Origin of the sequence: Nocardia alni, from assembly GCF_019038435.1 — a bacterium.
Lineage (GTDB): Bacteria > Actinomycetota > Actinomycetes > Mycobacteriales > Mycobacteriaceae > Nocardia > Nocardia alni.
The window spans coordinates 1-22,995 of sequence record NZ_JAGPOX010000113.1 but is presented as its reverse complement, the minus strand read 5'-3'; the positions used below and the strand labels follow the sequence as shown (position 1 = coordinate 22,995).

Here is a 22,995-nt window from a genome sequence, read left to right as displayed (position 1 = left end):
ATGGGCGGCTACCTGGTGATCGCGCCGGAATTCATCTTCGTGACCCTGTTCGCGGTGGCCGTCATCGCGACGACGGTCGCGGACATGGTTCGCAGCCGGACGTGGGACCGGGCGCGGTGGGCGATGGTGGGGATGATCCTGCCGGGCGCACTCGGGGTGTTCGTTCAGATTCCCGATGTGTACCATCGGCTCGACGCCGCGGTCGGCGTGCCCAACCTCGCTGTGCTGGTGCAGTTCTCGGCGTACATCGTGTGCGGCGGCGGCATGCACCTGTGGATCAGCACCTGGCCGTCGACGACGCTGACCATCGTGCGGGGCACACCGCGCAAGAGCACCCTCGGCCTGGTGGTCATCGGCGGTAGTGCGCTGTTGACGTTGCTGTTCGCCGCCGGTGTCCATGCGGATGAGCAGCCGGTCGGGTCCTTCGTGGCATATGCGCACGATCTGGCGACGTGGGCGATGATTTTCGGGTTCACGGTGATGTACGGCGGACTGTGGGCATGGGCCACGGTCCGGATGCACCGGGTGCGGGTTGCGAGTTCCGCAGGCGGAATACGGTGGCTCGGTTCGGGATTGGCGTTGCTCGAGGCGGGCATGACCGCCACGGTCCTGTACGCACTGGCGGTGGCGGCCGTGTGCGCGAGCGCCGTGGCGGGGGTTCGGGCGTCTTCGTGGATGCCGGCTGCCGACTCCATCGCCGGCGTGGGAGCGGTCATGGGGTGCATAGCATTCAGTTGCCGGGTGTGGAAACCTCAGCTGGAGCGCTTGTTCGGCTCCGCGAGCGAAAAACAGGCGGCGCGAATGCACTACCGGCAGCTCCGGATGTTGCACAAGCTTGTCGGTTCCGGCGCGCCGATGCGGATGCGGCGCGGTCTGGGCCTGCTGCGCAGGGATCCGACCGTGGCGCTGGCATATCAGGTCTGCGCCATCGCCGAGGGGCGCAAGCAGTTGGCCGAATACCGGGACGAGCAGGTCGAAGAGGCGGCGGCCCAGTGGGGACAGGTACTGGCCGAGGCGATCCGGCTGGCGGCCGCGGCCCAGGAATGCCGTACGCGCGCGGCCCCGGCCACCGCGTCGCGGCTCGACCTGCGCGCCGAACTCGAGCGAGATCTGCGGCTCGCCTCGGCCCTGACCATGCTGCAAACACTGCACAATACCGGAGAGTACGGGCGATTCGCCGGACCACAGGTCGGACACGAACCGTCTCACGCTGAGACCGTGAATGGCCGGTCCGCTATAGCGTCCGAAGAATCTAGTCATCTAGCTCTGAATTCCTAGAGGTAGGCCGCTATAGTGGATTTGCTGAAACCATGCGGAGAGCCCAGTCGGCTCGGGACCCGTGATCGAGACAGGGAGCAACCGGTGAGCGCTCATCCCTCCGGCCCGGGTGAATCCCGTGGCGGCGCATCGGCCGAGTCGGGCGCCGTGCAACCCGGGGTACCGCCCCTGGGGACCTTTCGCGAGCGGCTCGACTGGGCGCGGCGCACCATACTTCCGCCGGGGCGAAACGAGCCGTTCTCGGCCACCGAGATGGCCGACATGATCGGCCGGAAGATCGCATTCGACGGCCGTCCCGTCGCCGCGGAGCACGCGGCCGGGTATGCGCTGAGCAAAACGTATCTGGCGGACATGCTCAGCGGCGCCAAGACCAACCCCACGCTGGATGTCATGCGCACACTCGGCGCGTTCTTCCACACGGGCAGTGCGTTTTTCGCCGATCACGACGGTGAGTACGCCCGGCGCATCGCCGCGCAGGTCGGATTCGTCAATGCGGCTCGCGACACCGAGATGTACATGTTCGGTGCGCGAGCCGGGCAGCCGAGCTCCGAGGCGCTGGCGCAGCTCGGCGGCCAGGTCATGCAGTGGCTGTTGAACAATGTCGGCTCCGTGCCGATCGCCGTCGACCAGTCGTCTGGGGAATCCGATGTTCGACCGCCTGCGTAGTCGATTCTGGAACGGCCGGCTCGATACGCCCACGATGCGCCGGGTCGAGGCCGCGGCGGCACTGTTCGATGTGCCCGAGGGACGATTCCTGACCGCCGGCGAGTTGCTCGATCAGGCCGCCGCCATCATGGGCGCCCCGCTACGCCTGTGCTACACCGCGAGTCCGCGCTACACCGGGAGTCTCCTCGGCACCGCGGCCGGGCCGCTGGTGATCACGATCGATGAGTCGTACCGGGGTGGCGGACCGATCGAAACGCTGGTGGCCGGTCACGAACTCGGCCACGCGCTCGGGCTCGACGACGGGAAGGCGCCGACCGAGCGGGTACCGGTCCGGATCATGGCCGAGCAGGTCCCCGACCTGCCGCCGGAACTTCTGGCAGGACTCCTGATGCTGCGCACACGATGTGGCGGCCGCAGCAGGGCGGAGCTGGCGTGTGAGTATTTCGGGACACTCCTGGTGAGTCGTTCCATGCCGCCGCAGCGCAGTTCGCTGCGCCCCGGCACCACCGGAATGCTGGGCCTGGACTCATCGATGGGCGGTGCGCGGTCATGACGTTCGGATCCGGCCGCGATCACGACGGCGCCACCGATGCGTCGATGACCGCGGGGATATGGGCCGCCGTGCGAGCTCGGAGTGAGCGCCGGGCCCGACGGTGCGCGGCGCGTGCCGCTGTGCGCAGTCTCGAGTCGCTCGACAGTCTGCTCACCGGTGCGGCTCGTCGTCTCGGACCGCGCCGGCGGGACCCGATGACCGTCCTGGTCGAACAGTTGGGCGCGATCAGCGAAGGCCGCGAAGAACTCGCCGGGTTTCACGACCCCGCTGTCGATGAGCTGGCCCAGCAGTGGGGCCGGGCGCTCGCCGAGGCGATAGTACTGACAGCAGCCGCGGCGGCGCGGCGGCGCGGGACCCCGGTTCGCGACCGGACACGGCCGGTCGACGACGGTCAGTGGGACTCGACCGATCGGCAGCTCCAACTGGCCTCGGCGCTGAACATGCTGCGGTCGGCAAGGCTGGAATCGGTCGAGAAGCCTTGGCCGGCGGGAAGAATCGGGAAGGCGGTAGCCGATATGGCTTCGGGGCCGTGAGCGGGTCGGCTGCGAACCGAGGCGAAGCGGTGTGAACATCGCCGCGGCCGATCGTGACAAAGGACATCGAAGCTCGGAAATCGCTGCGTGCAGGGCGCGGCCTCTGAGGTCTTGCGACAGATAATCGTGGGCGCCGATAACCGCTGGCGTGGGGTGATGGGCGAACGAAGTATATGGAATGTATTGCAAGACAGTAGATTTGCGAAATTCTGCGGCGGATTTCCGTCGTTGGCCCGATAGTGGGATGGTGAGTGCCGGAGGTGTCGGATCCATGCTGGAGATCGAGGCCTCGGCTGTCGGCGTCGCCGCGTCGCCGGTCTTCGTCGGTCGTTCGGCGCAATTGCGCGATGTCGCCTCGTTCATCGACCGAGCGGGTGCGGGTCGTGGGGCCATAGTCCTGGTCGACGGTGAGTCCGGCATCGGAAAGACGGCGCTGATTCGTCAGGCGGCCGATCTCGCATGCGAGCGCGGCATGCGGGTAATGCTCGGCGCCGGCACCGAACTGGAGCAGCGCCTGCCGTTCGCACTCATCGGATCGTGTCTGGCCCTGACCTCGGCGCCGGTTCCCGGCCGCCGGCCGGAGGCGTCGGGCGACGAGGAAGCGGCCGGCAACCGGCTGCCGTATGCCGAACTGGCGGCGGTATCCGCTGTGGTGGATCTGTTGCGCCGCTGGTGCGCCGAGGGCCCGGTCGCGCTGTTGATAGACGATATCCAGTGGGCCGATGCCGCGAGTTTGTCGGTGCTGCGGCGACTGGCGGCAGAGGCCGCAGAACTCCCGATTTTCGTGATGGCCACGATGCGCACCTCGCGGCTCGACGAGGGCGTGTCGACGCTGCTGACCGAGTTGGGCGGCGTCGGCGCCCATAAGCTGACATTGGATCGGCTGCCGGACTCCGAAGTTCGCGCATTGGTGGAGTCGATGAGCGGACAGTCCGTCACCCCAGGACTGATCGATGCGGCCGCCGGCGCGGCGGGCAACCCCGGGTATGTCACCGCGCTGGTGACCGGTGTGCTGCGGTCCGATACACCGATCGCCGACGGAGCGCCACTACCACCCGAAGTGCTCGAGCTGATCATGCGGCGATTGGACTATCTGCCCCACGGGATCCGCCGTGTGCTGGAGGTCGCCGCGGTGCTGACCCCGCAGGTCGATGCCGTCGAGCTGGCCGAGGTCCTGGACACACCCGTACTCGAGGTCTGGAACGCGGTGCGCGGGGCCGTCGAGGTCGGGCTGCTCGAACATGACACCGGCGAACTGGTTTTCCGTCATGACCTGATTCGCCGGGTGCTCGCGGCCCATGTGCCGCCGTCCCTGCGCATGGGGTTGCAGCGGCGGGCGGCCGCTGTACTGGTGTCGATGAACGCGCCGGCCGACCGGATCGCGATGTATCTGCTCGCCGATCCGGCGCCGCCCAGCGAGTCGCTCGTCGAGTGGCTCGTGACCATGGCGCCGACATTGATGGCACGAGATTCCAGGCTGGCTTCCGAAGCCCTGGTGCGCGCACTGAGCAGGCCGAATCTTGCGAGTCCTACCCGGGATGCGCTGCGCGGGTGTCTCATTCGCGCGCTGCTGTTGGACGGCCTCTATCCGGAGGCCGAATCCGAGGCCCGCTCGGCCCTGGCACAGTCACCGAAGCCGGCGAACGCCCATGAGCTGCACTGGTTGCTGGTTCAGGTGTGCTTTCGGCAGGGCCGACTGGTCGATGCCGTTGCCGAGGGCCGGATCGCGTTGTCGCAACCCGATCTCACCCGGACCGACGAGGGTCGCTTGCGCGGGCTCTGTGCCCTGGCGTCGTACTTCCTGGCCCGCGACGAGGCTCGGGGGGAAGCGGAGTTGGCGATCGAAATCTCTGCCGAGCAAGGAGATTCGCTGGGCGATTACTACGCGCTGCAGGTGTTCGGCAGCCTGCACTACAGTGCTGGTCGGCTCGATCAGGCACTGGAGATCAGCGATCGTCTGGTCGAGTCGTACGAGCGGGTGCCCGCGGGCACACAGCGATGGGATCGGTTCGACCCGTACCTGTTCCGCGCCTGCTGCCTGATCGAGTTGGATCGATTCGCCGAAGCCGATCGGGTGTTCGCCGCGGCGCTGGTGCGTGACCAGCCGCAATCCGGACTGCTCATGCCGATCAGCGAGTTGGCCCATCGTCGGCTGCTATTTCTCACAGGTCGGTGGGATGAGCCCCTCGAGGGGCCGCAAGACCGCCCCACCGGCCCGGACCCGTACGGTATCGCCCCCGCGGCCCGTGGCATGGCCGCACTGATCGCCGTGCATCGCGGCACCTTTCACGAGGGCATGCTCACGGGCGTGACCGCGGATCGCCACCACCTCGGAGCACGGGGATACATGCAGTTCGTGTGGTGGGCGGCAGCACTCGCGCACGAGAGTATGGGACGGCCCGATCGCGCGTTGGCCGAGATGATCGATCTTCTGGAACTTCTCGACGGAGGCGGCACGAGGCCGATGGCCACCGTGTACGACATCTATCCCGACATCTCGAGGCTTGCCACCATCACCGGGGACCAGGATGTCGTGGCCAGGGTCGCGGTGGCGGCCGAGAGGCTGGCGGCGGTGCACGCGACGTCGAGTAGGCGGGCCACGGCCCTGCTGTGCCGGGGAGTCGCCGACCAGCGCATCGAACTCGTCGGGCAGGCGGCAGACGCCTACAACCAGGCCGGCCGCCCCCTCTGTGTGGCGCAGACGTACGAGACCTTGGCGGTCATGTTCGCGGTTGACGACCAGCTCTCTTCGGCGCGTGCGGCATTGGAGACGGCGGTCGACGGCTACTCCGCGCTGGGCGCGCGATGGGATATCGCGCGGGCCGAGGCTCGGCTGCGACTGTTCCGCGTGCGCCGCGGCACTCGCGGATCGCGTAAACGGCCCAAGAGCGGCTGGGAGGCACTGACCGTCACCGAACAGAAGGTTGCCGTACTCGTGGCAAAAGGCGGCTCGAACGCGGATATCGCGGCACAGATGTTCTTGTCGCCCCGAACCATTCAGACACATGTCTCCAATATTCTGGCGAAACTCGGCCTGCAGTCACGAGTGCAGGTCGCGGTCGCCTATGCGGGCCGGTCGTGAGAATCGCTCCGCCGCGGATGTGGCATCGGCGGAGCGCTACCCGATCAGCTCGAAGAAGCCGTGATCGGAGTAGATGTGCCGGGGCATGTCCGGTCCCTGGTCGGCAAGCTTTCGCATCCGTTCCAGGAATTCCTCGGACTGATTGTCCCCGGCGCTGACGGCCATGTCGCTGTCGGCGAGCCATCGGGGCACGGCGGCGTGCCGGTCGACGGTCATGCTCTCCAGATGCCAGCTCAGGTGTACGACGGTTCCGGTCTCCTCGTACCAGGCGAGCGTCTCCAGACTGGGCGCGGGCCGGGCGTAGACCGGCTTCTGGATGGCATGACGTCCGGCGTGAGGGCCCGCTACGAGCGTGTATTCAATGAAATCGGGCCCGGTGAACCAGGGCTCGAAAACCCATCCGTTGGGTAGGTGTAATCGGATTGTTTTTCCGACGATGGAATCAAGCATACTGTCGAGCGTAAGCGTCCGATCCCGGCTTCCCATTGGTGGCTATAAACCGCTATTGCCGCTATATCCCCAACTCCGGGAACCGGTTAGCGTAATTGATGTACGACTCGATTCGGCATTGCGGAAAAGGGGCGAGTTTCGGATGTACACCTACCCGGAGCTGGTGCGCTCGGTGGATTTGTCTGTCATGACTCGCGTGATGCTGGAAGGAGACGGGTCGACGACTCTGATGTTGCAGACCCTTATCGGCTCGAAGTTGCGTGCGGAGACACTGCCGTCCGAAGCGGACTGCGTGAGCGACCGGGTCAGCGTATATCTGTCCGCGGTGTTCCGGGGGGACGAGTATCCGGATCTCGCGATCCGGCGTTCACGACTATTCGACGGATTCGACAATTTGGTCAGCGAGAACATCATCGTCTATCGCAGATCCGATCGAGACGTTCTCATTCCGCGCGACGATACGCCGTTCGGTGTCCATACGCGCGATTCCGGTATGTACGAACGCCGGCGGATGCTCGCCCATGGAGTGACCGGCAAGCGGTTCGGCATGCTGCCCGAGGGGGCGCCGGGCCGGGCATACGAAATCGAATTCTCCTCGGGCGAAAAGGTTCTCGTCAACGAGGTCTTCAACCCCGGGGTCATCTATGAGGAAACGTGAGATGAAGAAACACACACAGGTGCTGGTGATCGGTGGCGGCCCGGCAGGATCGACGACCGCGGCACTGCTGGCTCGCGCCGGCATCGGCGTGCAACTGCTCGAGCAGGAGAAGTTCCCCCGCTATCACATCGGTGAATCCCTGTTGGCGTCCTGCCTGCCGGTGCTGCGGCTCTCGGGCGCATACGAGAAGGTCGAGGCGTTCGGATTTCAGATCAAACGCGGCGCGGTGTTCCTGTGGCAGAACGACACCTGGTTACTGGACTGGTCCAAACTGGTCGACGCCGAAGCGTGGTCCTGGCAGGTCGAACGCGCGGCCTTCGACGACATCCTGTTGCGGAACGCCGCCGAGCAGGGCGCGGAGGTCATCGAGGAGGCCCGGGTGGAGCGGGTCGTGTTCGACGATGCGGATCGGCCCGTGGCCGTGGACTGGAAACATGACGGCCGGGACGAGACCACGACGTTCGACTTTCTCATCGATGCCTCGGGCCGGGCCGGGGTGTTGTCTCGCAAGCATTTCGGTATGCGCCGTCAGCACGAAGTCTTCCGGAACACCGCGGTCTGGGCGTACTGGGACGGCGCTCGCCCGCTGCCCGACAGCCCCGAGGGCGCCATCAACGTCATCTCCACCCCGGAGGGTGGATGGTTCTGGCATATCCCCTTGGGCGGCAACAAGTTCAGCGTCGGTCATGTGACGCCGAGGCGGCACTTCGTGGTCAACCGCGACCGGCACGGCTCGCTGACCGACTACTACCTCGAGGTCATCGCCGGTAGCGCCGGGATGAGTGCTCTGCTCGACGGGGCCACCAGAACCTCCGAGGTTCGTGCCGAACAGGACTACTCGTACATATCGGACCGGTTCTGCGGGCCGGGTTACGCGATGGTGGGCGATGCGGTGTGCTTCTTGGATCCGCTCCTGTCGACAGGGGTCCACCTGGCTATGTACGGGGCGCTGGCCGCCTCGGCCGCCATCGCCTCGGTCCTGCGAGGGGAAGTCGGCGAACCCGAAGCCCTGACCTTCTTCGACTACACCTACCGCCGCGCCTACTCCCGGTTCCTCGTCCTGGTCTCCCGCATGTACACCCAATACCTGGGCGCCGACGAGTATTTCTCCCACGCACACGACCTCACCCACGCCGACGCGCGGCTCGGCGACACACCCCAGGAATCGTTCACTCGCATCATGACCGGCCTGACCGATATGCGTGAGACCGGGGAACTGGGCCGCCGGGTGAGCACCCGAACCCTGATCTCCGAGGCCGAACAGATCCAGGACGATGCCGCCAGGTCCAGTGTCAACTACATGGGCGGACTGGACATGTCGCTGGTGTGGGACGCCTGGCGCGACCCCCTCGGACCCGACACCGCGATGGGGGACATCCGGATCGCCACCGAGCCCGTACTCGGCCTGACGACCAGCCCGTCCCCCCGGATGCCCGATGCCGCTGGACCGCAGGAACAACGGTGATCGGGACCGCCGATTCGATAACCATGAACTACTGCGCGGGCAACCCGGCTGCCCACGCCGCGAGACGATTCCAGTACGGTTCTGGTTTTCGCGAAATTGTGACAGCGTGCCGAGCCGGCCAGGGCGAACACACGGTGATGTCGAGCGCGGCCACCCGCGTAGGCCTGGACCGCTGGCGCGGCATCGGCAGCCAGGTCACCGCGTCGTATGCGCTCCATTCCGCTTGCGCGCCGCATGGTGACGCCACTCCGGTCCGGCGGCGGATCGATCACGGTCCGGCAAATGGACCGGTGACAGCGCACCGCGGGTTGCTGTCCTGTGCCGGACTATCGGCGGAGACTCGATTTCGGCCGAAGGTCGCTCGCAGCCAGCCCAGCAGCAGCCGGTTCGTATCGGGCGCGTTTTCTTCCAGTTGCAGTGCGTGGCCGGCGTTGGGAACCACGCTCGTGGCCAGGCACGCGTTGGGCAGCAGTGGTTGTTCGTAGGCGTTGAATGCCTGTTGGGTAGCGCAGTTGACGCCGATGGAAGGGGGATCGTTGATCGCGTTGTCCTCGCAGTAGTGCCGATCCTGCTGGCCGTCGACCACGAATGCCGGAACTTTGATCGTGGCCCCTTGCGATTCCGCGGCGCTGCCCTGTGGCCGGGTGCTCAATTCGGTTGTGGACAGCAGGCCTTCGTATTTGCCTTGAGCGGCCAGCGCTTCGGAGGAGGTGTCGGGAAGATAGAACGAGCCGGCGACGCCGACGTCGTTGGGTATGACGGTCCGGTAACCGGAGTCGAGATCGGCGTATTGCGGAAATACGGTGCTCGCGGCCACCTGATACAGCGCATTGAGCTGTGTGGTCTCCGGGGAAACTGCCGGGCCGTAGCCGGTGAGGATTATCGCGTCGAGGTCCGTGGGGTCGGCGGCGGCGAGACCCGCGATAGTGCCCGATCCCAGCGAGTGCCCGATACCGGCGATCGAGTGCCATTGCCGATCTATTCCGGCTTGACCCCGGCGCAGCGCGACCGCCACCTCATGGGTTGCCGACACGATGGCTTGGTAGGTGACCAGGGTGCTCGACGATGGAATAGTGCTGCGGCCGGTGCCGAGCCGGTCGATCGCGAGCGTCGCATATCCTTCGGTCGCCGCGGCATCGATCAGGCTGTAACTGTCCAGTCCTGGCATATTCCAATAGCTGGCGTTCTCGGCGCCACCACCAGCCGTGAGCAGGATCGTGCCGTTGCTGAGCAGCGGAACGCAATAATCGCCGGTGATCCGACCAGGAGCCGGCACACCGGGGATAGTGACCGGGATCTGTACCGTGCGGCATGAGGCGCGACCTATATCGGCAGCGGCAGGATGGGCGACCGCGCACACCGCGGCGACGGCCATGCCGACGGTCGCGGCCGCCGCCGAGACGGGACGTGTGAACTTACCGGATGATGAATACATTGAATCGCAATTCTCAAAATTTAAAATGTCTTGAAAGGGGTGGAGGGTGGGAATCGGACCGGCAGTGCCGCCACGGCCCGGTGGATGGGGCCCGGGCGCCAGGTGATCTTGCCTGCCAGTCGGAGGTCGGGAAGTGCGTCGAGCAGCTGATCGATCGCGTCCTGGGCGATCAGGTAGGCCATGGACGGTGCGGGGCAGGCGTGTGCTCCCAGACCCCACGCCAGATGCGCGCGGTTGCCGGCGAGATTCCCGCTGTGTATCGCGGGGTCGTTGTTGCAGGCGGCCATGCTGATGACGACCGGCTGATGTGCGGGTAGCCAGGTGTCCTCGACGACGAGTGGTTGTCTGGGGAAGGTGACGCAGAGATTCGCCAGCGGCGGATCGTGGAACAGGACCTCGTCGAGCGCGTCGCGGGTGGATAGGCTTCCGCCCAGGACGCTGCCCGCGAAGCGCTCGTCGGTGAGTATCAGCAGCAGGGCGTTGGCGATGAGATTCTGTTGCAGTTCGCACGCGCCGCCGTAGAAGCTGACCAGCTGATACAGCATTTCCACGTCATCGAGCTGGGCATGATGCTGGAGCAATCGCGAGGTGATGTCGTCGCCGGGGCGCGCTCGTTTGAGGGCAACCAGTTCGACCAGCGCCCCGTTGAGCATTCCGCTGGCCGCTTCCGCGTCGTTGCCCTCGAACATCGCGGCCAGAGCCGTCGCGGCGCGTACACCGATCTCGGGCGGGCAGCCGAGCTGGTTGTTGACGACCTCGAAGGCCACCGGTATGGCGTACTGGCGCAGGAGATCGGCGGCGCCGGCCTCGCAGAAGGTGTTGATCCGCGGAATGGCTATCTGCTCGATGGTGGCGTGCAGGGCATAGAGATCGACTCCGTCGATGCCCGCGTTGGTCGCCTGCCGATAGCGCTGATATTCCATGCCGGTGGTCTTGCCCGCGGTGGGGCGGAACCCCAGGAACGGCAGGACGGGGCAGTCGGCGGGGACATCCTTCTCCCACGCACGCGGATCGGCGGGAAAACGTTCGGGGTCGTTGAGGATCCGCACCGCGGTGTGATAGCCGATCACCAGGGTCGCCGGCACGTCCGGCGCCAGCTCCACCGGCACCAGAGAGCCGTACCGCCTGCGCATTTCGGCGTAGGCGCGATGCGGATCCGCGGCGAATTCCGGAGCATGCAGCGGGATGCGCGAGCTGTCGGCCACCGGAACGGTTCCGACGGTCCGCGGGGAATCCGGTGGAATCACGAAACGCGGTCGAATCGCAGGTGGAGCTCCTCGGGTGAGCCTATGGCGACGCCGACGGACGGGCGGATCGAGGTTTCCGGTGCGATCCGGAAGTTCGTCAGCCGGGCGAGCAGGCGGTTCACCCCGATCTCCAGCTGCAGCCGGGCCAGGTACTGCCCGAGACAGCGGTGGATGCCGACGCCGAAAGCCATGTGCGGGTTCGGGAATCGGTCGAAGCTCAGCCGGTCCGGATCATCGAACTTGGTGTCGTCTCGGTTGCCCGAGCGCCAGTGCACGAGGATCCGGTCGCCCTTGGCGAGGGGGACGCCGAGCAGGTCGTTGTCCTGTGTCACAACCCGGCCCATGACCGACACCGTCGAGGTGAAGCGCAGCAGTTCGTCCATGTCCCGATCGACCCAATTCGGCTGGCGCAGACGCTCTTCCAGATCCGGCTCCTCGGTCAGGTACTGAGCGATGTAGGCCAGTGTCCCGCGCGTGGTGTCCAGACCGCCCAGGAGCAGAAGGGTGACCAGCCCCAGCCGCTCCTCCAGGGTCAACGGTCGTTCACCCGCTACCTTGGCCTCGACGACGGACTGCAGGAAGTCGTCACGCGGGTCGCTCTCCCGCTCGGCCATCAATTCCGCGGCCAGCTCCGTGACCGCGGCGAAGGACTCCGGCGTGCCCAGCACCGATACGGCCGTCACCGCGTCCGCGCCGCGCCGCATCCGCTCTTCGTTGTCGTCCTCGAGCACGACCTTCGCCAGGGTTCCGGCGGTGAAGGGAATCGCGAACCCGCTGACGAACTCGACCTCGCCGGCGTCGATGAAACCATCGATCAGATCGTCCGCGAGCTGCTCGAGGACCGGCTGGTAGCGCAGCAGCGCGGCGCGGGAGAAGCGACCGTTCAGAAAGGCCCGGAACTGGCCGTGCTGTGGCGGATCCAGATCGAGGGGTGGGAGCGCGAGCGGTACCTCCATGAGCCCCGGCATCGACGAGCTGAATATCTCGGGATGCACTGCGACAGTGCGCAAATCCGCATAGCGCGTCACGACGTGCGTCCCGCCGCCGAAGTTCGTGTGCACGACGGGGCACTGCCCGCGTGCCCATTTCAGTTCGTCGTCCAGGCGCGCACAGTGCTTGTCATCGAAGAAATCCAGATCCTCGAAGAATTGCTGGTGGCTGTCGGTCACGGTCTGCTCCTTCGTAACCCCCGATCGGCGGGTGCACCGATCGGGTACTGACGCGGGCGTGATGGCGAGCTGCTCGGCGCTTGATTGCATTGTGCAGCAACATATTTCGAAGCTTCCGAGCGTGGTGGAGATATTCTTGGGTTCGAGATTAGAGCGGGGACCGCGGGATTACCCGGGGTGGGAACAGGCGCGGGCAACGCCGGCCGGACGAGTCTTGCCGCAGCTGGTAACAGTGAGGTAGCTCACTAGTATTCGAGGCTGTGCGCTCACCACGTTCGATCGAGCGCCAGGAGGATGCTATGAGGATTCTCAGCCAACGCTGCCGAACCTTCACCTACACGGTCACGACCGCGGGGCCGTGCGCCGTCCCGTTGGACGTCGCCATCCTGGGGATCCCACACCCGTTCACCGACTGTCTCGTCCTGCACATCGGCGTCGAGAAGGGAGACGACGCGCGTGTAGGTGACGCCGTGAAATCCGTCCGCCGAATCATCGCCAAGACCGCGGCCACGGATGCGGTGATCAACGGCTTCTCGCACCTCGCGGACCCGGCGCAGCGCGGTGACGTACCCATGGCGATGGGCGTGCTCGACGCTCTGACCGAACGTCTGGCCGACAAGGGGACGCGGGTTCATCTCATGCCGTTCGGCTGGAACAAGCGCTGGAGCGCGGAGATCCTCGACGGCGAATGGGAACAGCGCATGGTGCACCTACCGCACCGCGCACCTGCCCTCGCCGATGCCGTATTCACCGGCCCCGGGACGCTGTCGTCGCTGTCGTGACGAGGATCGTCCCGGATCGCCTCCCAGGTCGGGGAAGTCTCGGGCATCCGGTGGGCACTGCCGGACAACTATTCTCGGTGACCGATCGGTCGAAGAGCGCCCGCGGCGCACCGGGTGAGTGAGGAACGGAAAATGTCGGTTCCGGAACAGCGGTTGATCACGGGGACAGCGGAATCGCGGTCCGGTCGCATCTCCGTGGAGACCACCGAGATGGGACTGCCCACGGCCATCACCGTCGATCGTGGTGAACTGCGGCGAGACCCGGATCTGCTCGCGGGCGAGATCCTGCGATTGTGCCGCCAGGCCTCGGCGCGTGCCCGGCTGGCCCGGCGCGGTGAACTCGCCGCGGCCGGAGTCGCGCGAGATGTGCTGGACAGCTTCGGGCTTCCGACTGCCGACGAGGTGGCGCTGGCCGAGTTGGTGGCCGAGACCGAGTACGACCACGCACCACAGTTCCGACGTCAGTGATGTCGGACCCCTGCTACGCATTCCCCGCCGGTCCGCAGTAGGCGTTCGGAGCGGCCGACTGCCCGGGTTGCGACGGTCGGCGCCGGGTCGCGACGCCTTCCGCCTCGGGAGTCAGCAGGATGAGGTTCCGTTGACTCTTCTTTAATGTACCACTATATGACGGCCCGTTCAATAAGTGCATGAACCAGTTATCACGCGGCTGCCGGGGTTGCGACTGTTCTCCGCATAATGGCCGATGTTTCCGGCGCCTCGGCCGAGTTGTATACATGACATGACTATGGGTAGTGCGGCGCCCTCCACCCCCTGGGTGACGGTCGAAACGTTGTCGTCGGATGCCATGTCGGCGGTGTCGGTAGGCGATGAGCCACGGGACTTCGCCGGGTGGCAGCGCGTGGTACAGCGATTGTTGAGCAAGACGCCGGGGGCATACGACAGTCTGTCGACCGCGCGAGTGGGCGAGTTGGTCCGCATCGCCCGCGACGAGGTGCGAGAGATAGCGGTGCGGGTGCGCACTCGCACCGGTGCCGTGCAGATGCAGGCCCACCCGGTAGTCGGGCCGGCCGGCGACGTGCATGCCGTGCGATTGTGGGTAGGGCCGGAGCGCAGTCGCCTGCCGCAACGTCGGCCCGCGGTCGGCGGGATCTGGGATCTCGCGTCGCAGACCATTCGGCTGCCCGCGGGCGCCACCCAGTTGGCGGGTATGACAGCACGGCACTACGCCCCCAGCATGTCGATCGCCGAGCTGTTTCACCGCTGGCCGAACTTCGATGGGCATGCGGCGGTCCTGGATCTGCTGTACGAGCCCAGGCATGGGGAGACACTGCAATTCGACGTGCCCGTCGGTGCGTCGGTGCGCTGGCGGGTCTCGATTCGGGCCCGTGACGACGAGCGGACGCGCGGGGCATGGTGGCTGATCGAAGAAGTGTGTTCCGAAGGGGTGCTGCCTTGGCCATCCGGACTGGAACAGGTGGCCCTGCGCGAGGCTCATCGGCGGGCGGGCACCCATCTGGCCATGCTGCAGGTGGGGCACGCGAGCATCTCGCATTGGCTGACCGATCCGGCGCCCTGGGTCCGGTGGGATCGCCTGATTTCCCCGGTGGACGTCTTCCATCCCGAGGACCGGGCACGGCTGATCGGCGCCGAGACATATCTGCAGACCGGCGAGAAGGTCCGGATGACCGTGCGAGTACTCAACAATAGCGGCGCCTATGTGCCGACCCGGTTGTCGCTGTACGGATATCCGGGATATTCGGCTCGCCGGCTCGCTATCATCGAATTCGAATCGGCGGTCGATGAGATGGCCGCGGTACGTCCGCTGGGTGAACCGTGGGATCAGCAGCGTGCTGGTTGAATCGCGGATAGATTGCGATATCAGCCGCGAATCTCTTCGTCGGCGGGAGCGTATCCGTTGCTCCGAATTCAGAATTGCGCACCATCGAAATGGGCTGTGTTACGCCTACGGGAGGAGCCTGTTCAAGCAGGTTATGAGAGTGCTGAGGCCGACAGCCCGGAGGCGGTGTTCAACCGCCTCCGGGAGTGCAAGTATCTTCGTTAAAGGCGCTCCGGTCGGTTCGACGCGAATGCGAAGAACGGCAGGTCGCTCACGATATAACGTCCGCGTACGCAGATTTTCCTGGCTGTCGACGACCTCCTTACCGCACCTCGTGCCGGTAGAACGTAATGCACGGTACGCCCACCGGTTATCGGCATAAGACCGCTCGGTATCCCCATGGCTGGGGATTAGCCAGGATATGTTCTGAGGCCTGGGCAGACGGCCTCCGGATCGAAACTGGTTGGAATATGTGCGGTATCGCGGGATACGTGACCTGGGCGGGATTGACTGGCGGGGACGGTGCGGTACTCGACCGCATGACCGGCACACTTCGACACCGAGGCCCCGACGGCGCCGGGCAGTGGATCGGCGCGCACGCCGCGATCGGCCACACGCGCCTGTCGGTGATCGATGTCGACAGCGGCGCGCAGCCGATGGTGATGCGCGGCCGCAACGGTGCGGCGCTGGTCATCAGCTACAACGGGGAGTTGTACAACTATCGGAAGCTGCGCGCCCAATTGCAGGGCCTGGGAAGGGTTTTCCGGACGGCATCCGATACCGAGGTGGTGCTGCAGGCGTTCGACGAATGGGGTGCGGGCTGCGTCGAACGATTCACCGGGATGTTCGCGTTCGCAGTCTGGGACGAACACGCCCGCACGCTGACGCTGGCTCGTGACCCGCTCGGGGTGAAGCCGCTGTTCTATGTCCATACGCCCGATCACGTGGTGTTCGGCAGTGAGGAGAAGGCCATCCTGGCGCACCCCGAGGTGGAGCCTGTCCTCGACGCCGCCGGGTTGGCCGAACTGTTCTGCCTGGTCCCGATGGTCAACCGGGAACGCACGGTGCTGCGCGGATTTCATCAGGTCGAGCCGGGGCATATCGTGACGTTCCGGCACGGGATCGTCCGCTCACGGTGCTACTGGCGGCTGGAGGCCCGGCCGCACCGTGACGACGTACCCACGACGGCCGAGCGGATCCGGGAACTGCTGCAGGAATCGGTGCGCGGGCAACTGATCTCGGATGTGCCGCTCGGCACGATGCTCTCCGGCGGCGTCGACTCGAGTGCCGTGGCAGCCCTTGCCGCACAGGATGTTCCGGGCCTGAAGACCTACGATATCGACTACACCTCGACCCGGACCAACTACTCTGCCTCGGCGCTCCAGATCGACCGTGACTCGCCGTGGGCGGTCAAGATGGCGGCCCATATCGGTTCGGCCCACTCCACTCGCGAGGTGTCGACCGACGAACTTCTGGCGGCCCAGGACCACGCCCTGCGGATCTGGGGACGCCCGATGCACCGGTCGTTGAGTGTGTCGATGTACCTGCTGTTCCAGCACATTCGCGACAGCGGAACCATCGTGGTCGTCGGCGGCGAGGGCGCCGACGAGGCGTTCGCCGGATATCCGTGGTGGCGAGACACTCCAGTCGGCGTATTCCCTTGGCACCGGACGTATCAGGAGTCGACGCCACTGCTGCGCCGCGATGTCGTCTGGGAGGCGGAGTTGACCGACTACGCGCGCGACAGCTATGCGACGGCACGCAATCGAATTCCCCGCCTGGACTCCGACACGCCGGCCGATCGGCGGGCCCGGGAGGTCTCCTGGCTGACCTACACCTTCTATCTGGACTTCCTGCTGCAGCGGGTCGACCGGATGAGTATGGCCGCGAGTGTGGAGGCCAGAGTCCCGTTCTGCGACCACGATCTCGCCCAGTACGCCTGGAACATTCCCTGGGCGATGAAGAATCACGGCGGGATCGAGAAGGGAATCCTGCGCGCCGCCGTCGGCGATCTGCTGCCCGCCGACGTCGCGATGCGGCGCAAGAGCGGATATCCGAGCGCCCAGACCGCCGACTACCAACGGGCGCAGTTCGGTGCGGCACGCGATGTGCTGGCGGATCACGGTGCGCCGGTGTGGCAAGTGGTGGATCGGTCGGTCGTCGAACGAATTATCGCCGATGACGACAACGGCGCCGATTGGACCGCGCTGAATCGTATTGCCTATGTACTCGAGACGAATATGTGGCTGACCGATCTGCGGGTGCGCATAGCCTGATCGGCTAGAGCTGTTCCGGCGATATCGGCAATCGTCTTCTGCCGGCGGCAACATCCAGAATCAGATCATCGTATCCATTGCTCAATTCGGCGAGATGAAACCAGGCGGCATGAATTCGGGGGTCGCCTGGATCATCGTGCAGGTCGAGCAGAATATGGTCGGCGCGAACACATGCGGCCGCGAAGCGATCGATGACACTGCCGAGGGATTCGGTGTGCAGTGCCGCGTTCTCGCGGTGCTGCGGCATCTGATGTTCGAGCCAGACGGTGATGGCGTGTATCGCGGTGCGGCGGGCAGTGTCGATGTCGGACTCCTGCCCGGGACATGCCGTTATCTGCCGATGGTGGAGTTCGGCCAGTGCACGGGCATATCCAGCGAGCGGGTGCTCCACCTGGTGGCCGTGGATGGCCGCCAGGAGAAGCTCGGCGGAGGGTAGCGGTCCGGTCCGATGCGCCGCGGTGCCCTCGACGAGTAGCCAGCCGTTGTGCCGCCCGGCATCCCGCGGTCGGTCGTACATCGCGGCTATTCCTTGGCCCGTGGGGGTTGCGGCAGCCGACTGGCGATTCATAGCAGTACCCTCTCGATTCACTCGGCGGCGACCGAATATGTAACAATTCGGCGCCGTTCCGCCGATCCGCTCGAAAGGCATGGACACTTTCGGAAATCGATCAGATCGATGGTGATCCCCAAGTGTATTGAGGGGCTTCGGGCACGGTGTAATCGCCGGCTCCCATCCATGGGAATTTGAATACTTTATTATCCCTGGAATCGGGCGCCGGACGACATGTCAAGCCCGCAGGTCGGCGGCGGACTCGGCCAGGCTCCGGATCCGAGCCCAGTCGCCCGCGGTGACGGCGGCCGCCGGGGTGAGCCAGGTCCCGCCGACGCAGCCGACGTTCGGCAGGGCGAGATACTCCGGCGCCGTGGCGGGCGTGATGCCCCCGGTCGGGCAGAAGCGGATCTGCGGCAGCGGTCCGGTGAACGAGCGCAGCGCGGCCACGCCGCCGGAGGATTCGGCGGGGAAGAACTTCATCTCGGTGACACCGCGCTCGAGCACGGTCAGGATCTCCGAAACCGTCGATACGCCGGGCAGATACGGCAGTCCGGTATCGGCGAGCGCGTCGAGCAGGGCGGGGGTGGCGCCCGGGCTGACCAGGAAGCGCGCCCCCGCCTCGACGACGGCCGCGATCTGCGCCGAGGTGAGCAGGGTGCCCGCGCCGACCATCATCTCGGGCACCTCGGCGGCGATGGCCTCGATCGCGGCCAGCGCCGCGTCCGAGCGCAGCGTGACCTCGATGATGCCGATGCCGCCGTCGAGCAGCGCTCGGGCCAGCGGTACGGCGCGGCCGGGATCGTCGAGTACGACGACGGGGATTACGGGGGCTGTGTCGAGGGGGTTCATACCGGCTCCGGGACGAGTTGCTGATCGAGGATGTGCTGTTGCAGGATGACGGTCGCGCCCAGCAGGGCGGGGGTCGCGGCCACGATGAGTTCGGTTGCGACATGGTCGAGATAGCCTGCCACGCAGCGATTTCCGACGAATCGTGAGCGAAAGTCGCTATCGGCCAGGAAGTCCACGATGCCGGGCAGGATGCCGCCGCCCAGCAGCACTCCGCCCCGCGCGCCGAGGGTCAGCGCGATATTCCCGGCGAAGGCTCCGAGCATCCCGCAGAACATCGACAATGCCTCGCGGGCAACGGGATCCGCGCCGCGCCGACCCGCCGTGCACACCTGTTCGGGCGCCATCGGCGCGGGTGCGCGGTCGTGTACCACGCACAGCGCGCGGTACAGCCGCGCCAGCCCGGGCCCGGACAGGGCCGTCTCGGCGTCCACGATCGCGTGCTGTTCGCGCAGCACCCTGGCCACCTCGGCCTCGGCCTGGGTCTCCACCGGCAGACCGGCGTGCCCGCCCTCACCGGGGATCGGCACCCAGCGCTGCTGGACTCGCATCAGCCCGCTCACGCCCAGGCCCGTGCCCGGCCCGATCACCGCCATCGGCTCGGCCGCCCAGCGCACACCCGCGCCGATGCGAACGAACACCGAACTCGGCAACTGCGGCACGGCGAGGGCCAGAGCGGTGAAATCGTTGATCAGCTCGAGATGGTCCAGACCGAGCCGGATTCGGCTCTCGGAGATCGAGAAGTCCCAGTGCGCGTTGGTGAGCCGGAACCGGTCGCCGCGCACCGGCCCCGCCACGGCCACGCAGGCCGCCGACGGGTGCGCGCAGGAGGGAACCCTGTGCAGGTAATCCTCCACTGCCGCAACCAGGCCCGGGTAGTCCGCGCAGCGCAGAATCCGGACCTCCTGCGGCTCGGCATGAAGTCGGGATACCAGGCCGAACCGGGCATGGGTGCCGCCGATATCGGCGACCAACCACGGCGCGTCGGGGGTTGGTTCGAGAGTCGTCATCGGGAATTCGCCTCGGGGAGTTGTGCGTTCGGAGAGCGCTTGGTCCTACCGTCGCCCCAGGATGCCGTCGGTCCGTCATCGCGGCATGTTCGTGGCCGGGATCCACACCCGGCTCCGGCGTACTCGATGTCGAATCCGGCCGAGAAGCGTACCGGACCGATGGATTGCTGTCGGCCCATCAGGCAGCTCCGAAGACAGTCGCGCCCCGATCGGCCGGGCCGACAGCCGTGCGGAACGATTCGAACAGTTCGCGCCCGGTGCCGACCGCCGCGGCCGGGGCCTGCGCTGCGATGCGCGCGTCGAATTCCTCTCGGCCGACCAGGATTTCGAGCGCTCCGGTCTCGGCGTTCACCTCGATGAGGTCGCCGTCGGCGATGCGGGCGATCGGCCCGTCGGCCGCGGCCTCGGGCGTCACATGCATGGCGGTGGGCACCTTGCCCGACGCCCCCGACATGCGTCCGTCGGTGACCAGCGCGACCGCGTGGCCACGATCCTGCAGCACACCCAATGCCGGGGTCAGCTTGTGCAGCTCGGGCATTCCGTTGGCGCGTGGCCCCTGGAATCGCATGACGGTCACCACGTCCCGGTTCAGTTCACCGGCCCGGAACGCCGCCAGGAAGGCCTCCTGATCGTCGAAAACCCTCGCGGGAGCGCAGACCACGCGATGCTCCGGGGATACCGCCGACACCTTGATCACCGCGCGGCCGAGGGTTCCGTCGAGCATGCGCAGGCCGCCGTCGGGGGCGAACGGATCGGCCGCCGAGCGCAGGACCGTCTTGTCACCGCTGTCGGAAGGTCCGGTGTGCCAGGCGAGTTCGCCGTCGTCCTCCAGCAGCGGCACTTCGCAGTAATGGGCGGACAGGCCGCGGCCGGCCACCGTGGTGACGTCGTCGTGCAGCAGTCCCGCCGAGAGCAATTCGCTGATCAGCAGGGGCATTCCGCCGGCGGTCTGGAAGGCGTTGATATCGGCCTCGCCGTTGGGGTAGATCCGGGTCAGGGTGGGCACCAGGGCCGACAGTTCGGCGAAATCGCTCCAGCGCACGTCGATTCCGGCCGCGGCGGCGATGGCCACCAGGTGCATGGTGTGGTTGGTCGAGCCACCGGTGGCCAGCAGCGCGACCACGCCGTTGACGATGGCGTGCTCGTCGATCACCTCGCCGATCGGTGCAGTGCCCCCGCGCAGCGCGGTCAGTTCCACAATGCGCCGCCCGGCCGCGGCGGTCAGCGCCGTGCGCAGGGGAGTGTTCGGGGTGACGAAGCTGGCTCCGGGTAGATGCAGGCCCATGACCTCCATCAGCAGCTGATTGGAATTCGCGGTGCCGTAGAAGGTGCAGGTGCCGGGGCCGTGATAACTGGCCGATTCGGCGGCGAGCAGATCCGCCTTGCTCGCTTTGCCCTCGGCGTGCAGCTGGCGCACCCGGCTCTTGTCCTTGTTGGCCATGCCGGACTCCATCGGCCCGGCGGGCACGAGCAGAACCGGCAGATGGCCGAACGACAGCGCGCCGATGACCAGCCCGGGCACGATCTTGTCGCACACGCCCAGCATCAGCGCTCCGTCGAACATGTCGTGGGACAGCGCGATCGCGGTGGCCATGGCGATGACGTCGCGGCTGAACAGCGACAGTTCCATGCCGGGGCGGCCCTGGGTGATCCCGTCGCACATGGCGGGCACGCCCCCGGCGAACTGCGCCACACCCCGCGCGCTGGCGATGGCCTCGCGCAGCACGGCCGGGTAGTCCCGATACGGCTGATGCGCCGAGAGCATGTCGTTGTACGCGGACACGATGGCGATATTGGGATGGGTCTCGCCGCGCAGCGCGAGCTTGTCGGCCGGGTTGCACGCGGCGAATCCGTGCGCGAAATTGCTGCAGGCCAGGGACATGCGGGCCGGGCCGCGGGATCCCGCGGCCCGGATGCGGTCGAGGTAGGCGCGCCGGGTCGCGGCGCTGCGCTCGATGACGCGGCCGGTGACGGCCGCGACGACGGGGTGAACCGCCGGGTGTGGTTCGAGGTGGGCCGACATCGCGGGCTCCTTCGGTTGTGATCGAACGCACATGACGCTATCCGAGAGTTAAGATCATTTGCAAGCAAACTTTGGTTCATCAAGTACCTATATGAGGTTACGGCATTCTGAACTGGGTGGATATGGTGGTCCTCTAGGGTCTGCCGATCCGATGGATGCTCAGGTGCGGGAGGTGTAATGACCGAGCGAAGCGAGGGAGCCGTAGGCGCAGCACCAGCGGTCGCAGCGGAGCCGAGCGCTAGCGAGGTGCAGCTGTGACCGGTCGACCGATGGCGACGCCGGGCGTCTCGGCAGGAGATGTGTTGTGCCTGATCCGCGGTCACGACGTGATCACCCGCGCGGATATCCGCCGCCTGACGGGCCTGTCCCGCACCGCCGTGACGCTGCGGGTGGATCAACTGCTCGAGCGCGGCTTGATCGCCGAGCGCGCCGAGGGCGGCTCCACCGGCGGCCGTCCCCCGACACGACTGGTCTTCAACCCCGAATCGGGTGTGGTCCTGGCCGCTTCGATCGGCGCCAGCCGCGCCCAGGTCGCGGTGTGTGACCTGGGCGGCCGCATCCTGGCCGCCGCCGAATTCGCCGTTCACGCGGGGGGAGTGACGCAGGAGGTCCTCGCCCGGGCGGCCGAGCATATGGAAGTTCTGCTCACGCGGGTCGGTGGCGCCGTGGCCGCACCGGCAGTGGGTGTCAATGTCGCGGACCCGCGGGAGTCGACAGCCGACATCTCGGCCGGGTCCGTGCCGGGTACGCGCGTATCGGGCGGCGGTGACGCAGGTGACGATGCACAGCCACGATCGGGCGGCTCGCAAGCCGTGCGCATGTCGGCCGTGTCTGTAGAAGGCGACGATCCGGCGTCAGCCGATACGCCTGCGACGGGCGGCCGAATCCGGCATGGGAACGGGACGAGCGCGGGGCGGGTGGTATTCGGAGTGGGTGTCAGCGTGCCGGCGGCGGTCGACGTCGCGACCGGACTGAGCATGGGTGCGGGACCGGCCCTGGGCGATGTGGCCGTGTCCGAATACTTCACCGAGCGGTTCGCCGCCCCGGTGCGGGTGGACAGTGATGTGAACGCGCTGGCCCTGGCCGAGCACGCCCGCCATCCGGAGATCGGGGACCTGCTGCTGGTCAAGGCGTCGACGGGGATCGGCGCGGGCATCATCGCGGGCGGGAG

The 22,995-nt window shown here is 66.6% G+C and carries 20 protein-coding genes; 12 read left to right on the top strand and 8 right to left on the bottom strand.

Annotated features, from left to right (window positions below; all coding sequences use genetic code 11):
- From JZ791_RS32440 to JZ791_RS32420, 5 genes are all read left to right on the top strand, one after another.
- Complete coding sequence (locus JZ791_RS32440) at positions 1-1,278, top strand: hypothetical protein (protein WP_216899730.1); 1,278 nt, start codon at positions 1-3, stop codon at positions 1,276-1,278.
- An 84-nt stretch (positions 1,279-1,362) separates the two neighbouring features.
- Positions 1,363-1,944 carry a hypothetical protein gene (locus JZ791_RS32435; RefSeq protein ID WP_216899728.1) on the top strand — a complete coding sequence of 194 codons (582 nt, stop codon included), beginning with the start codon at positions 1,363-1,365 and terminating at the stop codon, positions 1,942-1,944.
- Complete coding sequence (locus JZ791_RS32430) at positions 1,925-2,497, top strand: zinc metalloprotease (RefSeq protein WP_216899726.1); 573 nt, start codon at positions 1,925-1,927, stop codon at positions 2,495-2,497. The genes JZ791_RS32435 and JZ791_RS32430 overlap by 20 nt, the downstream gene beginning before the upstream one ends.
- Positions 2,494-3,030, top strand: coding sequence for a hypothetical protein (locus JZ791_RS32425; RefSeq protein ID WP_216899724.1), 537 nt, complete (start codon positions 2,494-2,496; stop codon positions 3,028-3,030). Before JZ791_RS32430 ends, JZ791_RS32425 begins: the two co-directional genes overlap by 4 nt.
- A 271-nt stretch (positions 3,031-3,301) precedes the next feature.
- Positions 3,302-6,112: a helix-turn-helix transcriptional regulator gene (locus JZ791_RS32420; RefSeq protein ID WP_216899723.1), complete on the top strand. Its 2,811-nt coding sequence runs from the start codon at positions 3,302-3,304 to the stop codon at positions 6,110-6,112.
- 36 nt (positions 6,113-6,148) lie between these two features.
- On the opposite strand, the gene JZ791_RS32415 is transcribed toward JZ791_RS32420, so the two are convergent.
- The gene (locus tag JZ791_RS32415; RefSeq protein ID WP_216899721.1) at positions 6,149-6,562 is read right to left on the bottom strand and encodes a phenolic acid decarboxylase; all 414 of its coding nucleotides are present in this window, start codon (positions 6,560-6,562) and stop codon (positions 6,149-6,151) included.
- Positions 6,563-6,704: 142 nt separating this feature from the next.
- Here JZ791_RS32415 and JZ791_RS32410 point away from each other — a divergent pair, with 142 nt between their 5' ends.
- Entirely contained in the window at positions 6,705-7,220 is a 516-nt protein-coding gene (locus JZ791_RS32410; RefSeq protein ID WP_216899719.1) for a hypothetical protein, read from the top strand.
- A 1-nt stretch (position 7,221) separates the two neighbouring features.
- A complete protein-coding gene (locus JZ791_RS32405) occupies positions 7,222-8,685 on the top strand; it encodes an NAD(P)/FAD-dependent oxidoreductase (RefSeq protein WP_216899711.1) in 1,464 nt (487 codons plus the stop codon).
- A gap of 268 nt (positions 8,686-8,953) precedes the next feature.
- Here the strand turns inward: JZ791_RS32405 and JZ791_RS32400 are convergent, their stop codons facing one another.
- From JZ791_RS32400 to JZ791_RS46640, 3 genes are read right to left on the bottom strand one after another with little or no spacing between them, the layout of a single operon-like run.
- Positions 8,954-10,120 (bottom strand): alpha/beta fold hydrolase, encoded by a 1,167-nt coding sequence (locus tag JZ791_RS32400; RefSeq protein ID WP_216899709.1) that lies wholly within the window; start codon positions 10,118-10,120, stop codon positions 8,954-8,956.
- A gap of 20 nt (positions 10,121-10,140) precedes the next feature.
- Positions 10,141-11,325, bottom strand: coding sequence for a cytochrome P450 family protein (locus JZ791_RS32395; RefSeq protein WP_216899707.1), 1,185 nt, complete (start codon positions 11,323-11,325; stop codon positions 10,141-10,143).
- 38 nt (positions 11,326-11,363) lie between these two features.
- On the bottom strand, positions 11,364-12,536 hold the full coding sequence (locus JZ791_RS46640) for a cytochrome P450 (RefSeq protein ID WP_216899705.1): 1,173 nt from the start codon (positions 12,534-12,536) through the stop codon (positions 11,364-11,366).
- A gap of 299 nt (positions 12,537-12,835) precedes the next feature.
- On the opposite strand from JZ791_RS46640, the gene JZ791_RS32385 reads away from it, so the two are divergent.
- From JZ791_RS32385 to asnB, 4 genes are all read left to right on the top strand, one after another.
- Positions 12,836-13,318: a threonyl-tRNA synthetase editing domain-containing protein gene (locus JZ791_RS32385; protein WP_216899703.1), complete on the top strand. Its 483-nt coding sequence runs from the start codon at positions 12,836-12,838 to the stop codon at positions 13,316-13,318.
- 132 nt (positions 13,319-13,450) lie between these two features.
- Complete coding sequence (locus tag JZ791_RS32380; protein WP_216899701.1) at positions 13,451-13,786, top strand: hypothetical protein; 336 nt, start codon at positions 13,451-13,453, stop codon at positions 13,784-13,786.
- A 271-nt stretch (positions 13,787-14,057) separates the two neighbouring features.
- A complete protein-coding gene (locus tag JZ791_RS32375) occupies positions 14,058-15,137 on the top strand; it encodes a GAF domain-containing protein (RefSeq protein ID WP_254206712.1) in 1,080 nt (359 codons plus the stop codon).
- A 329-nt stretch (positions 15,138-15,466) separates the two neighbouring features.
- Complete coding sequence (gene asnB, locus JZ791_RS32370) at positions 15,467-17,392, top strand: asparagine synthase (glutamine-hydrolyzing) (protein WP_308163208.1); 1,926 nt, start codon at positions 15,467-15,469, stop codon at positions 17,390-17,392.
- A 4-nt stretch (positions 17,393-17,396) separates the two neighbouring features.
- Here the strand turns inward: asnB and JZ791_RS32365 are convergent, their stop codons facing one another.
- The 4 genes from JZ791_RS32365 to edd form a co-directional block, all read right to left on the bottom strand.
- A complete protein-coding gene (locus tag JZ791_RS32365; protein WP_216899696.1) occupies positions 17,397-17,909 on the bottom strand; it encodes a DUF4254 domain-containing protein in 513 nt (170 codons plus the stop codon).
- A gap of 270 nt (positions 17,910-18,179) precedes the next feature.
- The gene (gene eda, locus JZ791_RS32360) at positions 18,180-18,794 is read right to left on the bottom strand and encodes a bifunctional 4-hydroxy-2-oxoglutarate aldolase/2-dehydro-3-deoxy-phosphogluconate aldolase (protein WP_216899694.1); all 615 of its coding nucleotides are present in this window, start codon (positions 18,792-18,794) and stop codon (positions 18,180-18,182) included.
- Positions 18,791-19,801, bottom strand: a complete 1,011-nt coding sequence (gene glk / locus JZ791_RS32355) for a glucokinase (protein WP_216899692.1) — start codon at positions 19,799-19,801, stop codon at positions 18,791-18,793. Before glk ends, eda begins: the two co-directional genes overlap by 4 nt.
- A 178-nt stretch (positions 19,802-19,979) precedes the next feature.
- Positions 19,980-21,824, bottom strand: a complete 1,845-nt coding sequence (gene edd / locus JZ791_RS32350; RefSeq protein ID WP_216899690.1) for a phosphogluconate dehydratase — start codon at positions 21,822-21,824, stop codon at positions 19,980-19,982.
- A 254-nt stretch (positions 21,825-22,078) separates the two neighbouring features.
- Between edd and JZ791_RS45420 the strand changes: the two genes are divergently transcribed.
- On the top strand, positions 22,079-22,995 hold a 917-nt coding region (locus tag JZ791_RS45420; RefSeq protein ID WP_308163206.1), incomplete at its 3' end, for an ROK family protein.

What these genes read in the sequence shown, in the direction of transcription:
- JZ791_RS32440 (WP_216899730.1), top strand. Translation starts at nt 1, where the DNA reads ATGGGCGGCTACCTGGTGATCGCGCCGGAATTCATCTTCGTGACCCTG.
- JZ791_RS32430 (WP_216899726.1), top strand. Translation starts at nt 1,925, where the DNA reads ATGTTCGACCGCCTGCGTAGTCGATTCTGGAACGGCCGGCTCGATACG.
- JZ791_RS32425 (WP_216899724.1), top strand. Translation starts at nt 2,494, where the DNA reads ATGACGTTCGGATCCGGCCGCGATCACGACGGCGCCACCGATGCGTCG.
- JZ791_RS32420 (WP_216899723.1), top strand. Translation starts at nt 3,302, where the DNA reads ATGCTGGAGATCGAGGCCTCGGCTGTCGGCGTCGCCGCGTCGCCGGTC.
- JZ791_RS32415 (WP_216899721.1), bottom strand. Translation starts at nt 6,562, where the DNA reads ATGCTTGATTCCATCGTCGGAAAAACAATCCGATTACACCTACCCAAC.
- JZ791_RS32410 (WP_216899719.1), top strand. Translation starts at nt 6,705, where the DNA reads ATGTACACCTACCCGGAGCTGGTGCGCTCGGTGGATTTGTCTGTCATG.
- JZ791_RS32405 (WP_216899711.1), top strand. Translation starts at nt 7,222, where the DNA reads ATGAAGAAACACACACAGGTGCTGGTGATCGGTGGCGGCCCGGCAGGA.
- JZ791_RS32400 (WP_216899709.1), bottom strand. Translation starts at nt 10,120, where the DNA reads ATGTATTCATCATCCGGTAAGTTCACACGTCCCGTCTCGGCGGCGGCC.
- JZ791_RS32385 (WP_216899703.1), top strand. Translation starts at nt 12,836, where the DNA reads ATGAGGATTCTCAGCCAACGCTGCCGAACCTTCACCTACACGGTCACG.
- JZ791_RS32380 (WP_216899701.1), top strand. Translation starts at nt 13,451, where the DNA reads ATGTCGGTTCCGGAACAGCGGTTGATCACGGGGACAGCGGAATCGCGG.
- JZ791_RS32375 (WP_254206712.1), top strand. Translation starts at nt 14,058, where the DNA reads ATGACTATGGGTAGTGCGGCGCCCTCCACCCCCTGGGTGACGGTCGAA.
- asnB (WP_308163208.1), top strand. Translation starts at nt 15,467, where the DNA reads ATGCACGGTACGCCCACCGGTTATCGGCATAAGACCGCTCGGTATCCC.
- JZ791_RS32365 (WP_216899696.1), bottom strand. Translation starts at nt 17,909, where the DNA reads ATGTACGACCGACCGCGGGATGCCGGGCGGCACAACGGCTGGCTACTC.
- eda (WP_216899694.1), bottom strand. Translation starts at nt 18,794, where the DNA reads ATGAACCCCCTCGACACAGCCCCCGTAATCCCCGTCGTCGTACTCGAC.
- glk (WP_216899692.1), bottom strand. Translation starts at nt 19,801, where the DNA reads ATGACGACTCTCGAACCAACCCCCGACGCGCCGTGGTTGGTCGCCGAT.
- edd (WP_216899690.1), bottom strand. Translation starts at nt 21,824, where the DNA reads ATGTCGGCCCACCTCGAACCACACCCGGCGGTTCACCCCGTCGTCGCG.